This window comes from Frigoribacterium sp. CFBP 8754, assembly GCF_014841815.1.
Classification (GTDB): domain Bacteria; phylum Actinomycetota; class Actinomycetes; order Actinomycetales; family Microbacteriaceae; genus Frigoribacterium; species Frigoribacterium endophyticum.
This window is the reverse complement of the sequence record NZ_JACYUO010000001.1, coordinates 519391-534993: the sequence shown is the minus strand read 5'-3', so window position 1 is coordinate 534993 and position 15603 is coordinate 519391. Positions and strand designations below refer to the sequence as shown.

Sequence of the window (15603 nt, the reverse complement as noted above, 5' to 3'; positions counted from 1 at the left end):
GGCTCAGTCCAGGCCGGGATCGGCGTCGTGGTGCCGACGCTCCTGGTGCTCGCGCTCCCGCGCGGGGTCGTCGTGCTCCTCGTCGTCGCCCTCCGAGTCGTCGAGCCCGTCGAGCCGCTCGATCTCGACGGCGAGCACGTCGGCCGACCCGACCGGCAAGGTCGAGGTGTCGACGTCGGCGAGGGACTCCCCGTCGCCGACCAGCTCCTCCCCCGCCCTCGCGACGGCGTCGTCGAGCTCGTCGACGACCAGCAGGTCGCGACGCAGGTCGCCGTTGCGGTACCCGGCCCGGCCGATCATGTGCGCGGAGATCGGCGCCGTGAGCATCTGGAAGACGAGGACGACGAGCAGGGAGGCGACGGTCGCCAGGGTGTGCTGGTCGAGCGCGATCGCGGCGAGCATGAGGATGAGCCCGAAGATCTGGGGCTTCGTGGCGGCGTGCATGCGCGAGAGCGCGTCCGGGAAGCGGAGCAGGCCGACTCCCGCCGCGGCGGAGAGCAGGGCCCCGGCGAGGAGGAGGACGGAGCTGGCGACGTCGTAGGCGGTCTGGCTCATGACGGGTCCTGCCTCGACACGTAGCGGGCGACGGTGATCGACCCGAAGACGGCGGTGAGCGCGAGGACGATGATGACGGGCAGCGTCCGGGTGTGGTGGCCGGACACCATGTCGGCGGCGAGCACGCAGATGAGGGTCGTGAGCAGCATGTCGCTCGCGATCATGCGGTCGAGGATCGACGGCCCCCGGACGATGCGCCAGACGGAGGCCAGGGCGGCGAAGGCGAACAGGATCCCGACGATCCACTCGACGGCGGTCACGAGGCGGCTCCCTCGTCTTTCTCGTTCACGAGGCGGTCGTTCTCCGTGGGGTCGGTCGCCGGGTCCTCCGTCGCCGGCGTGCCCTCGGCGATGCGCCGCAGGTCGTCGGCGCTGCCGAGGGCCCGGGCGATCCTCTTCTCGAAGCCGAGCACGGAGGCGCGCACCTGCTCGACGCCGTCGGCGTCCTCCACGGCGAGGGCGTGCATGTAGAGGATCGAGCGCTCCCGGTCGGCCTCCACGACGAGCGACCCGGGCACCAGCGAGGCGGCCTCGGCCACCAGGGTCATGACGAAGTCGGAGCGCGTGTGCAGCTGCACCGCGACGATCGCGTTGCTCGTCACGCCGCGGGGCCGCACGGCCTTCCACGCCACCTCGACCGAGGCGACGACGAGGTCGGCCAGGAAGCGGACCACGAAGACCAGGGCCCAGCCGAGGTTGAACCGCCCGCTGAGCTCCACCGGCGGGAGGAAGAAGACGCGCGTCACGAGCAGCGCGACGAGCACCCCGGTGACCGCGGAGAGCACGGTCAGCTGGTTCCAGAGGAACATCCAGAGGACGACGAGCCCGACCAGCAGCGGCAGCTGCCGCAGCAGGCTCCGGCCGACCTCGTGGGCGGAGGGGCGCGGCGTCACGGGGTGCCCTCCTGGTCGTCCGAGGCGGTGTCGCCCTCACCGGTCGGGAAGACGAGCTGAACGTACTCGTTCGAGCCGTACACGCGACCGGCGGCGCGCTCGGCGACGCCGTAGAGCGGCCCGGCCGCGACCGTGAGCACGAGCGAGACGAGCACCATGCCGGCCGTCGCTCCGATCATGGTGCGGGGGTTCGCACGGCGCTTCTGCACGACGGTGCGGCCGGGAGCCTCCTCGAGACGCTCGGTGAGCGGCGACTCGTGGTCCTCGACGTCGGCGCCGGGACGCCAGAAGGCGAGGTTCCAGGCACGCATCAGCGCGTACAGCGTGAGCAGCGACGTCAGGGCTCCCGCGCCCAGCAGGACGTAGACGAGCGGGTCGTGCAGCCGCGCCCCGGCGTCGAAGAGCGCCACCTTGCCGATGAACCCGGAGAAGGGCGGGATGCCCCCGAGGTTGAGCGCAGGGATGAAGAAGAGGACGCCGATGACGGGCGCCGCCTTGAGCAGGCCGCCGAGGCGGAGGACGGAGGCGGTGCCTCCCCGTCGTTCGATCAGCCCCGCGCCGAGGAAGAGGGTCGTCTGCACTGTGATGTGGTGCACCACGTAGTAGATCGTGGCCGCGAGCCCCTCGACGGTGCCGAGGGCGATGCCGAAGATCATGTAGCCGATGTGGCTGACCAGGGTGAACGACAGCAACCGCTTGATGTCGGCCTGGGCCACCGCGCCGAGGATCCCCACCACCATCGTCAGCAGCGCGATGATCAGCAGGTAGACGTTGACGTTGCTCTCGACGAACAGGACGGTCTCGGTGCGGATGATCGCGTACACGCCGACCTTGGTCAGGAGGCCCGCGAAGACCGCCGTGACCGGCGCGGGGGCCGTCGGGTACGAGTCGGGCAGCCAGAACGACAGCGGGAAGATCGCGGCCTTGATGCCGAAGGCCGTCAGCAGCATCACGTGGATGATCGTCTGCACGTCGGGCGGGATCTGGTCCATCTTCTGCGCGATGTCGGCGATGTTCACGGTGCCGAGCGCGCCGTAGATCATGGCGATCGACGCCAGGAAGAGCACGCTCGAGAGCAGGCTCACGACGATGTAGGTGACCCCCGCGCGGATGCGCTGCTCCGTGCCGCCGAGCGTGATCAGCACGTAGCTGGCGATGAGCAGCATCTCGAAGCCGACGTAGAGGTTGAAGAGGTCGCCCGCCGCGAAGGCGTCGAACACGCCGGCGGCGAGGATGAGGTAGGTCGGGTTGTAGATCGACACCGGGGCGTCGCCGTCGCCGTCCGCCGAGCCCTGCCCGACCGAGTACACGAAGACCGCCAGCAGCACGATCGACGAGATGACGAGCATCAGCGCGGCGAGGCGGTCCACCACGAGGAGGATGCCGAAGGGCGCCTCCCACCCGCCGATCTGCACGGCGATGGCCCCGTCACGGTCGACGACGACCAGCAGGACGACGCTGATCACGACGACGACGGCCAGCGCGGCGATCGACAGGACCGCCTGGAGGCGGGGGCGCCGGGTGGCGATGAGCGCGGTGGCCGCTCCGAGCAGCGGGACGAGCACCACGAGCGGCACGAGGAAGTCGACGTTCACGGTCGGCCTCCCTTCGGCCCGGTCGGGCGGTCGTCGTCGTCAGTGCGGTAGCGGCCCACGTCGCGGGCGCGCTCAGGGTGGAGCGGGTCGTGGTGCGGTGCGTGCTCGGGGTCGGCCAGGGGCACGTTCTCGCGCGGCGCGTGGTCCCACGCGTCGTCGTCGTCGGGGTCGTGCGGCGACTCGGGGACGGCCGCCTCCGCCCGCGAGCCGAACTCCGTGTCGCCCCCGGCCTCGTCGTCCGCGTCGGACTGCTCGGCCTCCTCCTCGGCGGGCACCCCCCGGATGCCGATCTCGAGGTCTTCGAGGTCGTCGGCCACGTCGTCCTCCTGGGCCAGGCGCCAGGAGCGGTAGATCAGGGCGAGGAGGAACGCGGAGACGCCGAAGGTGATGACGATCGCCGTGAGCACCAGGGCCTGCGGCAGAGGGTCGGCGAACGACGACTCCGGCACCTCGCCGTCGGCGATCGGCGCCTCGCCGCTCCGGCCGGACATCACGAGGATGAGGATGTTCGTCGCGTTGCCGACGAGCAGGAAGCCGAGGAGGACCCGGGTCATGCTGCGCTCGAGCATGAGGTAGATGCCGCACGCGTACAGCGCGGCCATCACCACGACGAGGACGAGGGAGACGCTCACGATGCCGCCCCCTGCTTCGTCGTCGCGGTGACCGAGGCGTCGCCCCGGTCGTCTTCTTCTTCTTGACGGTCGACCTCGGCCCCCAGGCTGCGGAGCACGTCGAGGACGAGGCCGACGACCACGAGGTAGACGCCGACGTCGAAGAACGTCGAGGTGACGAACTCGACGTGGCCGAAGAGCGGCAGCTCGCCCTCGACCCAGGTCGAGGTCAGGGCGTCGACGCCGAGGAAGAGCGGGACGACCGCCGTCGCGACGATGACCAGGAGCCCGGTGCCCAGGACCTTGCCCGCGTCGAGGGGCGCGGCGGCCCCGAGCTCGAACCGCCCGCCCGCGAGGTACCGCGCGACGAAGGCCATGCCCGCGACGAGACCGCCCGCGAACCCGCCGCCCGGGAGGTTGTGCCCGGCGAAGAGGAGGTAGATCGAGACCACGACGATGGCGTGGAAGAGCAGCCGGACGACGACCTCGAGCAGGATCGAGCGGTTCTGCGGCGCGAGCTTGCGCCCCGCCAGCAGCCAGGCCCGGCGGTCGCCCTCGACGTCGCTGGTGTCGGCGGCGGTCGCCGAGAGCTGGCCACCCCCGGGCAGCTCGGGCGCCGCCTCCATCTCGGGCCGGACCCGGGCGAGGAAGCGCTGGGCGCGGCTGCGACGGGCAGGCCGGGGCAGCATGTCGGTGCGCGAGGTGAGGAAGACGAGGCTCGCGACGCCGGTGGCCGCGACGATGAGCACGCTGATCTCGCCCATGGTGTCCCACCCGCGGATGTCGACGAGGGTGACGTTGACGACGTTCTTGCCGTGCCCCCCGGTCACCGCGAGCTCGGGGAACGCGCCGCTGATCGTCGGCATCGACCGGGCGCCGAGGGCGACGACCGCGATGGCGGCCATCACGCAGCCGACCGAGATCGCGATGACCGCCCGGGCGGCCCGGTGGGTGCGACCGTTCCGCTCGCCGAGGCGCGCGGGCAGGCGGCGGAGGACGAGGACGAACGCGATGAGCGTGATGGTCTCGATGAGCGCCTGGGTGAGAGCGAGGTCGGGCGCCCCGTGCAGGGCGAAGAGCGCCGCCATGCCGTAGCCGGTGACGCCGACCAGCACGACCGCCTGGAACCGCTTGTTCGAGCGGGCGGCGGCGACCGCGCCGATCACCATGAGGCCGCCGATGGCCAGCTGGGCCGGGTAGTCCCACAGGACGGCCGCCTCCGGCCAGCTCCTGTTCAGCGAGAGGGTGACGATCGACGACGCCACGAAGACCACGAGGATCGTCGCGAGGTAGAAGGGCAGCGAGCCGCGCTGCGTCGCCGCCGTGGTGCGCGACGCCGTGCTGTCGATGGTCGTCATGACGCGGACGTACCCGTCGGAGGCGCGGGGCATGAACGAGGCCGCCTTCTGCAGGCGGGCGACCGGCTCCCGCTGCCAGAACAGGAGCGCGCCGACGACGAGGGTCAGCGCCGTCAGCCCGAGGGCCGGCTCGAGCCCGTGCCAGAGGGCGAGGTGGTACGGGCCGTGGTCGCTCTCGACCGCGGGGAGGGTGTCGGCGTAGAGCGCGAGGACGGGGTCGAGGGCGCCGGCGGCGGCGCCGAGCCCGAGGCCGAGCACCGCGAGGACGGCCGGCGAGACGAGGAAGTCGACGTGCTCCTTGACGAAGTCGACGGGCTCGACGCCGGCCTTGCGCGCGAAGGCCCCCCAGAGGAAGCGCAGGCTGTAGGCCGTGGTGAGGATCGAGCCCAGCACGACGCCGACAAGGGCGACGACGCCCCAGGCGCTGCCGTGCTCGGCGTCCGAGAGGAGCGCGCTCAGCACGGCCTCCTTCGCGACGAAGCCGAACGTCGGCGGCACGCCGGCCATCGAGGCCAGGGCCAGCACGGTGATGACGAAGAGCAGCGGTGCCTGACGGCCGAGGCCGCTGAGCTTCCGCAGGTCGCGGGTGCCCGCCCGGTGGTCGACGATGCCGACGACGAGGAAGAGGGTCGCCTTGAAGAGGGCGTGGGCGACGAGGAGCGCGAGCCCGGCGAGGGCGGCGTCGCGCGTGCCGTAGCCGACGACGATCGTGAGGAAGCCCAGCTGGCTCACCGTGCCGTAGGCCAGGACGAGCTTGAGGTCGTGCTGGCGGAGGGCCCGGTAGCCGCCGAGGAGCATCGTCACGACGCCGACCGTGACGACGATCTCCTGCCAGCCGGGCGAGTCGTGGTAGCCCGGGGCGAGCCGGGCGACGAGGTAGATGCCCGCCTTGACCATGGCCGCGGCGTGGAGGTAGGCGCTGACGGGGGTCGGCGCCGCCATGGCCGCGGGCAGCCAGAAGTGGAACGGCACGAGGGCGGACTTGCTCAGCGCCCCGACGAGCACGAGCACGACCGCGACGGTGACGGCGGACCCCGTCGGGGGCGACTCCACCAGGCCCGCGAGCGACGAGGTGCTGCCCTCCACGGCCAGGATCACCAGGCCCACGAGCATCGCCAGGCCGCCCGCGGTCGTGACGATCAGCGCCTGGAGCGCCGCCCCGCGGCTCGTCTGCTTGGCCGTGTAGTGCCCGATGAGGAGGTACGAGAAGACGCTCGTGGCCTCCCAGAAGACGAAGAGCACGAAGACGTCGTCGCTCGTCACGAGGCCGTACATGGCGCCCGCGAAGGCCACCAGGATGGCGGCGAAGCGCGGCAGCGACTCGTCGTCGCGGCTGAAGTAGCGCGCGCAGTAGAGCAGCACGAGCGCGCCGACGCCGGTGACGACCAGGGCGAGCACCCACGCGAGCACGTCGACCCGGAGGGTCAGGGCGATGCCGAGCTGCGGGATCCACGGCACCGACTCGACGACGACGTCGCCGGCGAGGACGGCGGGGCCCTGCGTGGCCGTGTAGACCGCGACGGCGGCCGGGACGAGGGCGGCGACCACGAAGAGGCGCGTGCCGAGTCGGCGGCCGAAGGCCACGACGACCGAGGCGACCGCGAAGGCCAGGAGTGCGACGATCACGCGGGGCACCTCCGTCAGGCTGTCGAGTTCGTCGGTCGCGCCGGGCGGGCGGCGACGAGGAGTCGGGCGGAGAGTCCACCCTACCTGTCGGTCACCTGGGAGGACCGCCCGCGCGACGCGCGGGCACTACGCTGCGCCGAGCGGACAGCCGCGGCCCTGTCGGGCGGGCGTCGTCAGGCGTGCCCGAGGTGGTCGCGCAGGTCGGCCAGCTCGGTGAGCAGCCGGGCCATCGCCTCGGCGTCCGCGACGCGGTGCCGCGCGACGGTCTCGGCCGGGCCCACCTTGACGCCGAGGTCGCCGTCGCCCAGCGAGCGCAGGGCGTCCTCGTCGGTGACGTCGTCGCCCGCGAAGAGCACGCCCGTCGCGTCGTAGTGCTCGCGCAGCCGCGCCACGCCGTCGTCCTTGCCGGTGGGCCGCACGGCGTACTCGCGGACGTTCTTGCCCTCGCGCTCGTGCACGCCGGGCTCGTCGGCGAGGCGCTGCCGGACGGCGGCCCGCACCTCCTCCGTCGTGGCGGCGTCGGCGAGGCGCGTGTGCAGGGCGAGCCCCGCGGGCTTCTCCTCCACGTAGACGCCCTCGCGCCCGGCCGCGGCGCCGTGCAGGGCGTCGGAGATGACGGCGCGGCGCGCCTGCTCGTCGTCGCTCAGGGTCGTCGTCTCGCCGTCGATGCGCACCTCGATGCCGTGCGAGCCCACGAGGACGACCTCCTCCGGCACGTCGGCGATCTGGAGCAGCGACGAGATGTCGCGGCCGGAGACGAGGGCGACGGTGGTGTCGCCCATCGCGACCAGCCTGCGGATCGCGTCGACCGACTCCGGCAGGGCCCGCGCCTCCATCGGGGCGTCGACCTCGGGAGCGAGCGTGCCGTCGAAGTCGAGGGCCACGAGGAGGCGCGGGGTCGTCGCGAGACGGCCGAGCGCGTCCGAGAGGGCCCGGTCGGCCTCCCCGGGGCGGGCGTCGCCGGTGCTGCGGGTCTGGTCGTCGGCGCTCACGCGTCGCCCCCCTCGGTCTCGGCGGCGTCCGCCGGCTGCGTGATCTGCTGCCCGGGCCGCACGTTCTCGAGCGCCTGGAGGAACGAGGCGCTCCACGCCTCGACGTCGTTCTCGAGCACGCGGCGCCGGAGCGAGCGCATGCGCGTCGTGCGGTCACGCTTCGGCATCTCGATCGCCCGCATGATGGTGTTCTTGAGCCCGCCGATGTCGTGCGGGTTGATCAGCAGCGCGCTCTTCAGCTCGTCGGCGGCGCCGGCGAACTCGCTGAGCACGAGCACCCCGTCGTTGTCGCGGCGGACGGCGACGTACTCCTTCGCGACGAGGTTCATGCCGTCACGCAGCGCCGTGACGAGCATGATGTCGGCGGCGAGGTACAGCGCCACCATCTCTTCGCGGGGGTAGCCGTGGTGGTGGTAGCTGATGGCGGTGTGGCTCATCGTCGCGTAGTCGCCGTTGATGCGGCCGACCGTCAGCTCGATCTCGTCGCGCAGGGTCTTGTAGGTCTCGACGCGCTCGCGGCTCGGGCTGGCGACCTGCACGAGCGTGGCGTCCTCCACGCTCAGCCGCCCGTCGGCGAGGAGCTCGCCGAAGGCCTTCATGCGGTGCCGGATGCCCTTGGTGTAGTCGAGCCGGTCGACGCCGAGCATCACCGTCTTCGGGTTGCCGAGCCCCTCGCGGATCTCACGGGCACGGGCCTGGATCTCGGGCCGCGCCGCGAGCTCCTCGTAGCTGGCCGCGTCGATCGAGATCGGGAAGTGCTTCGCGAGCACCCGGCGCACCTTGCGGCCGCGACGCGAGACCACGGCGGCCTCGTCGTCGACCGGCACCTCGACGTACGGGCGCGTGGTCGAGTAGCCGAGCAGGTGTCGGACGGCCCGTGAGAAGTTCGACGCGTCGTCGCCGCGCTGGAAGCCGATGACGTCGGCCCCGAGCAGGCCCTCGAGGATCTGCCGACGCCAGGGCAGCTGCGAGAAGATGCCGAGCGGCGGGAAGGGGATGTGGTTGAAGAAGCCGATGGTCACGTCGGGGCGGGCCTCGCGGAGCATCTTCGGCACGAGCTGCAGCTGGTAGTCCTGCACCCAGATCGTGCCGCCCTCCTCCGTGATCTCGGCGGCGCGGTCGGCGAAGCGCTGGTTGACCTGGACGTAGGCCTCCCACCAGACCCGGTGGTAGGTCGGGGCGGCGATGACGTCGTGGTAGAGCGGCCACAGGGTGTCGTTGCTGAAGCCCTCGTAGTAGCGCTGCACCTCCTCCGCGCTGAGCGGCACGGGCACGATCTCGATGCCCTGGTCGACGAAGGGCTCGACCTCGAGGTCCGGCTGCCCGGCCCAGCCCACCCAGGCGCCGTCGTTCGCGCGCATCACGGGCTCGAGGGCCGTGACGAGGCCGCCGGGCGAGTGCTGCCAGCTGGCGGTGCCGTCGTCGGCGACGACGCGGTCGACCGGCAGGCGGTTCGAGACGACGACGAAGCCGTAGCGGTCGGGCGTGGTGGTGTCAGGCATGGGTGGAGCTCCGTGGGTTCCCCCCGCGTCGACGCAGGGACGGCCAGATTATCAGCGCGCCCCCGCCGGGGATCAGGGTCGTCCCCCGGCTCTCCTCCCCCGCTCAGCCGAGCCGCAGCACCGCCTCCGCCGCCTCGGCGAGCGCCCGGCCGTACGACCGGCCGTGCCCCGCGGCGTGGACGGCGAGGGGGTGCAGCTGGTGCAGGGGCACGCGCTCCCGCCAGCCGGGTCGCAGCGGGGAGCGCTCGTCGTACCCGGCCAGGACGTCGTCGAGGTGCGGGCAGCCGAACAGCTGGAGCATGGCGAGGTCGGTCTCGGGGTGCCCGCCGTGCGCCGCCGGGTCGATCAGCACGACGCCGTCGTCGCCGAACAGGACGTTGCCGGCCCAGAGGTCGCCGTGCAGCCGGGCGGGCCGCGCGCCGTCGTCGAAGGCGCCGGCGGCGACCGCGTCGCAGGCCGTCTCGACCGCGTCCAGCTCGTCGGTGGTCAGGGTGCCCGCGTCGTGGGCGAGGTACGCGAAGGGGCGCACCCGCTGCTCCGCGTAGAAGGCGCCCCACGAGTCGGAGGGCTCGGTCGCCTGGGGGCGACGCCCGATGAAGGAGGCGCCCCGCCAGCCGGCGGGAGGCGCACCGAAGGCGTCGGCGCCCGCCGCGTGCGTGACGCTCAGCGCCGCGCCGAACGCGCGGGCGGCGGCGGGCCCGGGCCGCGCCTCCGGCACCTCCTCCAGCACGATCCGGCCGGGGCCGACCTCGAGGACGCGCGCGGTGCGGACGCCGCCGTCGGGCGCCGCCTCGGCGAGCCAGGCCAGGCCAGCGGCCTCCGCCTCGAAGAAGCCGTCGGGGGCGTCGGGGCGCTGCTTCACGTGCGGGGTCACGGGAATAGCATGCCCCCATGACGACGGCCCCGACCGAGACCCGCACGCCCACGCAGACCCGGGCGTACCGGGACGGGCGGCTCGTCGCGGAGGCGTTCCCGCTGGCCGAGGTCAGCGACCACCTCGAGCGCGACTGCACCGTCTGGGTGGACTTCACCGACCCCACGGCCGACGACCTCGCCCAGCTGGAGGACGAGCTCGACCTGCACGAGCTCGCCGTCGAGGACGCCCTGGTCGGCGGGCAGCGCCCCAAGATCGACCACTACGAGGGCCACCTCTTCGCCGTGCTCTACGACGTGGCCCTCGACGCCCGCTCGGGCGTGCTGACGACGAGCGAGGTCAAGGCGTTCCTGACGCGGCGGGCGCTCGTCACCATCCACCACCCCGAGTTCGACGTCGCGCACCTCGCGGCGACCTACGACCAGAACGTCGAGCTGGCCGCGCACGGCGTCCCCTTCCTGCTCTGGGGCCTCGTCGACAGCGTCGTCGACCGGCACTCGGCCGCGACCGACGCGCTCGACGACGAGATCGAGGGCATCGCCGACGACCTCTTCGACCCGGCCCCTCGCACGGTCGACGTGCAGAAGCGGTCGTTCGCGCTGCGCAAGAGCCTCGTGCTGCTGCGCCGGGTCTCGGCGCCGATGCGCGACCTCGTCGCCACCCTGCTGCGACGCGACCTGCACGACGTCGACCCCGTGATGCAGCCCTACTTCCAGGACGTGCAGGACCACGTGCTGCGGGTGGCCGAGCAGAACGACAGCCTGCGCGACCTCGTCTCGACCATCCTCGACACGAACCTCGCGCTGCAGTCCAACCGCATGAACGACGTGATGAAGAAGGTCACCAGCTGGGCGGCGATCATCGCCGTGCCGACGGCCATCACCGGCTTCTACGGGCAGAACGTGCCGTACCCGGGCTTCAGCGAGGTGTCGGGGTTCGTGACCTCGTGCGTGCTGATCGTGGGGGTGGGCGGCCTGCTGTGGTGGCAGTTCCGGAAGCGCGACTGGCTCTAGCGGCCGCGTTGGCCCGCCGTTCGCCCGACGTTCACGCTCGGCCCCGCGGCGTGGTCACGCCCCGGTCGTAGCCTGGCCGCGTGATCACGGTCGGCATGAGCACGTCCTGCGTCTTCCCGCGACCGGCCGACGAGGCCTTCCGCCTCGCCCGCCGGGTGGGCTACGGCGGCGTCGAGGTGATGGTGACCGCCGACCGGGGCAGCCGCGACGCCTCGCTGCTCCGCGCCTCCGTCGCCCGGTGGGGCCTGCCCGTGCTGTCGGTGCACGCGCCGGTGCTGCCGGCGGCCCACTTCGCCCTGGGTCGCGACCAGCGCGACAAGCTGCTGCGCTCGGCCGAGCTGGCCGCGGAGCTCGGGGCGCCGACCGTCGTCGTGCACCCGCCGTTCCGCTGGCAGCGCCGCATCGCCGCCCGCTTCGTCGAGGTCGTGCGCGACGTGGAGGCCGCGACGGGCGTCGAGCTCGCCGTCGAGAACATGTTCCCGTGGCGCCTCGGCCCGGTCGTCGTCGACGTCTACTCCCCCGGGCACGACCCGGTCCGCCTCGACGTGGCGGCGACCACGCTCGACTTCTCGCACGCCGCCGTCGCGGGCCGCGACGCCCTCGACCTCGCGCTGGCGCTCGGCCCGCGCCTCCGTCACGTCCACCTCTGCGACGGCACCGTCTCGGCCCGGCCGGGCGGCCTCGTCGACGAGCACCTCGTGCCGGGCACGGGCACGCAGCCGGTCGCCGAGGTGCTCTCGCACCTGGCCGCCTCCGGCTGGAGCGGCGCGGTCGTCGCCGAGGTGCACGCCGACCGGCGCGGGGCCGGCGAGGAGTCGCTGGTCGACGCCCTCCGCCGCACGCTGTCGTTCGCCCGCGAGGCCCTGCGCGCGCCCCGGGCCGCGGTCGGTCAGGCGACCAGCACGGTCGCGACCACCGCGAGCGGCACCGCCACCACCGCGACGACGAGGCCGCCGAGCACGATGCGCCCCCAGGCGACCTCGACGCCCATCGACGTCAGTCGGCCGTGCCAGAGCAGCGTGGCCAGCGAGGCCCAGGGCGCGACGAGGCAGCCGATGTTGACGCCGATCAGCACGGCGACGAGCCGCAGCGGCGACCCGGCGACCGGCTCGAGCGCGAGGTAGGCCGGCAGGTTGTTGGCGACGTTGGCCGCGACCGCGCTGCCGCCCGCGAGGCGCAGCAGGTCGGGCAGGCCCTCGCCCGACCCGACCAGGGCGGCGAGCGCGTCGGCGAGCCCGAGCGAGTGGGCCGCCTCGACGACGACGAACAGGCCGCTCGCGAAGACGAGCGTGCCCCAGGGCACGAGGCCGATCCGCAGCACGGACGGACGGCGGACGGCGGTGGTGACGACGAGCACGAGCGCGGCGGCCGCGGCGGGGATCCAGACCTCCACGCCCGACACCAGGGCGGGGACGAGCAGGGCCACGGCGGCGGCGGCGACGCCGAACAGGACGCGGTCGGCCGGGGCCTCCGCGGCGGGCGCCTCGAAGCGGCCGCGGAGCTCGCGGCGGTAGCGGAGCCCGACGGCGGCGACCGGCACGACGGCGCCGACGACGGCGGCCGGGGCGACGAGCGCGGCGAAGCTCAGGGGCGACGGCGAGCCGAGGGCGTCGAGCGCGAGGAGGTTCGTGAGGTTCGACACGGGCAGCAGCATCGAGCCGGTGTTCGCGAGCCAGACCGTGGTCAGGGCGAAGGGCAGGGGCGGCAGGCCCACGCGCCGGGCGATCAGCACGACCACGGGCGTGAGCAGCACGGCCGTGGTGTCGAGCGACAGGAAGACCGTGCAGACGAGGGCGAGCACGACCACCGCGGCCCAGAGCACGACGACGCGGCCTCGGGCGGCACGGGCGGCGACCCCGGCCAGCCAGGAGAACAGCCCGGCCTCGGCGGCGAGCTCGGAGACGACGGTCAGGGCGACGACGAAGCCGAGCACCGGGGCGACCCGCTCGACGAGCGCCAGCAGCTCGTCTCCGGTGAGGACCCCGGCGACGAGGGCGACGGCCCCGACGACGAGCAGGACTGCTCCCAGGACGGCTGTGCGCACGGGTCTCCTCGGGCGGGACGGGCACGGCACGGGCGCCGGGCAGCTCACCATACACAGCCGTGCCCCTGAGGGCGCCCCCGGGTAGCGTGGAGCCACCGACCACAGGAGAGACCAGTGCGCAAATTCCTTTTCAACGGGGCCATCATCAGCTCCGCCTTCTCGGGCCTCAGCCTCATCAAGAGCCTCGCCGCGGGGCCCCGCGACTGGCGCCTGCTGCTCACCGCCGTGGCCTGGGCGGCCACGACGGCGATCGCGGTGGGCAACGTCGTCGAGGCCGCGAAATCCGACGACTGAGAGCCCCCGACACGACGAAGGAGGCGCGCCCCGGGTGACCGGGGCGCACCTCCTTCGTCGTTCGGGCGCCGAGGGGCCTAGCGGTCGGGGCGCCCGTCGCCCCGGCCGTCGGGCCGACCGGCGACGTGCGGGTCGTGCTCGGCCTCGGCGCCGAGGGACGAGGCGTACGGCCGGGGCGCGGGGTCGGCGTCGTGGACGATCGGGATCGGGATGGCCTGCGTGAAGAGCGCCGTGCGCTCGCTGTCTGCGTTCTCACCGGTGAAGAGCCCGCCGGAGCCGGAGCTCGACGCGGCCGGGCGCCGCGGGCGGACGGGCTCGGCGTCGACCATCTGCACGCGGCTGCGCGGCACGCCCTCGGGGGCCTGGGCGTGCAGCCACGTGACGAGGTCCTCCCGGACGAGGCAGCGGAGGTCGAAGAGCGTGCCGGCGTCCCTCGCCGTCACGAGGACCCGCACGCGCACGTAGCCGCCCGTGGCGTCGGTCACCTGCAGCACCTTCGTGCGGCCGTCCCAGAGGTCGGTGCCCGCGAGGATCCGGTCGAGCTCGACGCGCATGGCCCCCGTGTCGACGCGCCAGTCGAGGTCGAGCTCGACGGCGCCGAGCAGCTCGCTGGTGCGTCGGGTCCAGTTCTCGAAGGGCGTCGTCGTGAAGTAGGTCGACGGCAGCACGAGCCTCCGGTCGTCCCAGATGTGCACGACGACGTACGACAGCGTGATCTCTTCGATCAGGCCCCACTGCCCCTCGACCACCACCACGTCGTCGATGCGGATGGCGTCCGAGAACGCGAGCTGGATGCCCGCGAAGACGTTCGCGAGGGTCGACTGCGCGGCCAGGCCCGCCACGACCGAGACGAGGCCGGCGCTGGCCAGCACGCTCGCGCCGACCGCCTCGACGCCGGGGAACCCGAGCAGCACGGCGCCGAGGGCCAGGACGACGACGACCACCATGGTGAGGCGGCGGAGGATGAGCACCTGCGTGCGGACGCGCCGGGCGACCCGGTTGTCGGGGGTGTCGACCCGGTAGCGGGCCAGCCCGAGGTCCTCGAAGAAGATCGCGAGCGCGCCGACGAACCAGGCCACGACGACGATGACCGCGCACCGGAACAGCTGCGAGACCGCCTCCTGGCCCGGCCAGGGCGTGCCGAACATGGCGTCGAACGACGTCCGGAGAGCGATCGTCATCAGCACGACGAGCAGCATCCACCGGAACGGCCGGCGCATGCGGGCGACGAAGGCGGCCGCCCACTCCTTCCGCTTCGCGACGAATCCGAACACCCAGCCGACGACGGCGGAGACGACGAAGGTGAGCACGACGGCGGCGGCCACCGAGATGACGAGCTGTATCCAAGGCATCCGTCCACCCTGTCGGACCCTTGCCAGCGAGGTCCAGGCGGGCACCCGCCACACTGAGACCGTGAGACAACGCACAGCTTCCCGTCACGACGCCGCCACCCCCTCGACCCCCGCCCGACACCGCAGCCGGGCCCGGCGCGTCGCGAAGGCGATCGGCCTCGGGGCGTTCGCCGTCGTGGTCCTGGTGGCGGTCGGCTTCTTCACGTGGGCGAAGCTGCCCATGTCGGCCACCGCCTCCTCGCTCCGGGCCGTGGCCGACGACCCGCGGGTCGCCGTCACCGACCGCCCCGACCTCGTCGTGATGCGCCCCGCGCAGACCGAGGCCCTCGACCAGGGCCTCGTCTTCGTCGCCGGCGCCCGCGTCGACCCGCAGGCGTACGAGGAGGTGCTCTCCGGGCTGGTCGCGACCGGCGTCACCGTGGTGATCGAGCGCCCCGTGCTCGGCTTCGGCCTCTTCGACTGGCGGGGCCTCGACCACTTCACGGCCGCGGCCCCCGAGGTGACGAACTGGGCGGTGGGCGGGCACTCGCTCGGCGGGGTGCGCGCCTGCGGCTACGCGGCGGACGACCCCTCGGTCGACGGCCTCGTGCTGTTCGGCTCGTACTGCGCGACGACCGACCTCTCGGGCGACGACGACCTGCCCGTGCTGAGCCTCTCCGGCAGCGACGACGGCCTCAGCACGCCCGACGACGTCGAGCGGTACCGCGACATGCTGCCGGCCGACGCGACGATGGTCGAGATCGACGGCTCGAGCCACGCCCAGTTCGGCTCCTACGGCGAGCAGTCGGGCGACGGCACGCCCGCCCTGACCGACGAGGAGGCGCGGGCCAGGATCGACAGGGAGCTCACCTCGTTCTTCGCGACCGTGGGCGACGGCGCGCCCGCGGGCGGCTGA

The 15603-nt window shown here is 73.3% G+C and carries 14 protein-coding genes and 1 pseudogene; 4 read left to right on the top strand and 11 right to left on the bottom strand.

Annotated elements, in window-relative coordinates; translation table 11 throughout:
- Window positions 1-3: 3 nt before the first annotated feature.
- From mnhG to IFT72_RS02435, 9 genes are all read right to left on the bottom strand, one after another.
- The gene (mnhG, locus tag IFT72_RS02475; RefSeq protein ID WP_082514284.1) at window positions 4-555 is read right to left on the bottom strand and encodes a monovalent cation/H(+) antiporter subunit G; all 552 of its coding nucleotides are present in this window, start codon (window positions 553-555) and stop codon (window positions 4-6) included.
- Window positions 552-815: a monovalent cation/H+ antiporter complex subunit F gene (locus IFT72_RS02470; protein ID WP_056053489.1), complete on the bottom strand. Its 264-nt coding sequence runs from the start codon at window positions 813-815 to the stop codon at window positions 552-554. Before IFT72_RS02470 ends, mnhG begins: the two co-directional genes overlap by 4 nt.
- Window positions 812-1447, bottom strand: a complete 636-nt coding sequence (locus IFT72_RS02465; protein ID WP_192045475.1) for a Na+/H+ antiporter subunit E — start codon at window positions 1445-1447, stop codon at window positions 812-814. The genes IFT72_RS02470 and IFT72_RS02465 overlap by 4 nt, the downstream gene beginning before the upstream one ends.
- Complete coding sequence (locus IFT72_RS02460; RefSeq protein WP_056053483.1) at window positions 1444-3042, bottom strand: Na+/H+ antiporter subunit D; 1599 nt, start codon at window positions 3040-3042, stop codon at window positions 1444-1446. The genes IFT72_RS02465 and IFT72_RS02460 overlap by 4 nt, the downstream gene beginning before the upstream one ends.
- Complete coding sequence (locus tag IFT72_RS02455) at window positions 3039-3674, bottom strand: Na(+)/H(+) antiporter subunit C (RefSeq protein ID WP_056053479.1); 636 nt, start codon at window positions 3672-3674, stop codon at window positions 3039-3041. The genes IFT72_RS02460 and IFT72_RS02455 overlap by 4 nt, the downstream gene beginning before the upstream one ends.
- Window positions 3671-6637, bottom strand: a complete 2967-nt coding sequence (locus IFT72_RS02450) for a Na+/H+ antiporter subunit A (protein ID WP_192045474.1) — start codon at window positions 6635-6637, stop codon at window positions 3671-3673. The genes IFT72_RS02455 and IFT72_RS02450 overlap by 4 nt, the downstream gene beginning before the upstream one ends.
- A 173-nt stretch (window positions 6638-6810) precedes the next feature.
- On the bottom strand, window positions 6811-7629 hold the full coding sequence (gene otsB, locus IFT72_RS02445) for a trehalose-phosphatase (RefSeq protein WP_185232002.1): 819 nt from the start codon (window positions 7627-7629) through the stop codon (window positions 6811-6813).
- A complete protein-coding gene (otsA, locus tag IFT72_RS02440; RefSeq protein WP_192045473.1) occupies window positions 7626-9131 on the bottom strand; it encodes an alpha,alpha-trehalose-phosphate synthase (UDP-forming) in 1506 nt (501 codons plus the stop codon). Before otsA ends, otsB begins: the two co-directional genes overlap by 4 nt.
- Window positions 9132-9234: 103 nt before the next feature.
- Window positions 9235-10005, bottom strand: coding sequence for a fructosamine kinase family protein (locus IFT72_RS02435; protein WP_156369904.1), 771 nt, complete (start codon window positions 10003-10005; stop codon window positions 9235-9237).
- A gap of 17 nt (window positions 10006-10022) precedes the next feature.
- Here IFT72_RS02435 and IFT72_RS02430 point away from each other — a divergent pair, with 17 nt between their 5' ends.
- On the top strand, window positions 10023-11018 hold the full coding sequence (locus IFT72_RS02430; protein WP_192045472.1) for a magnesium transporter CorA family protein: 996 nt from the start codon (window positions 10023-10025) through the stop codon (window positions 11016-11018).
- A gap of 95 nt (window positions 11019-11113) precedes the next feature.
- A pseudogene (locus tag IFT72_RS15845) lies at window positions 11114-11839 on the top strand (sugar phosphate isomerase/epimerase family protein); the annotation flags it as partial.
- Window positions 11840-11907: 68 nt separating this feature from the next.
- Here IFT72_RS15845 and IFT72_RS02425 read toward each other — a convergent pair.
- Window positions 11908-13062 (bottom strand): SLC13 family permease, encoded by a 1155-nt coding sequence (locus IFT72_RS02425; RefSeq protein ID WP_192045471.1) that lies wholly within the window; start codon window positions 13060-13062, stop codon window positions 11908-11910.
- 114 nt (window positions 13063-13176) lie between these two features.
- On the opposite strand from IFT72_RS02425, the gene IFT72_RS02420 reads away from it, so the two are divergent.
- The gene (locus IFT72_RS02420; RefSeq protein ID WP_167258785.1) at window positions 13177-13356 is read left to right on the top strand and encodes a hypothetical protein; all 180 of its coding nucleotides are present in this window, start codon (window positions 13177-13179) and stop codon (window positions 13354-13356) included.
- 77 nt (window positions 13357-13433) lie between these two features.
- On the opposite strand, the gene IFT72_RS02415 is transcribed toward IFT72_RS02420, so the two are convergent.
- Window positions 13434-14708 carry a mechanosensitive ion channel family protein gene (locus tag IFT72_RS02415; protein WP_192045470.1) on the bottom strand — a complete coding sequence of 425 codons (1275 nt, stop codon included), beginning with the start codon at window positions 14706-14708 and terminating at the stop codon, window positions 13434-13436.
- 61 nt (window positions 14709-14769) lie between these two features.
- Here IFT72_RS02415 and IFT72_RS02410 point away from each other — a divergent pair, with 61 nt between their 5' ends.
- A complete protein-coding gene (locus tag IFT72_RS02410) occupies window positions 14770-15603 on the top strand; it encodes an alpha/beta hydrolase (protein ID WP_235491150.1) in 834 nt (277 codons plus the stop codon).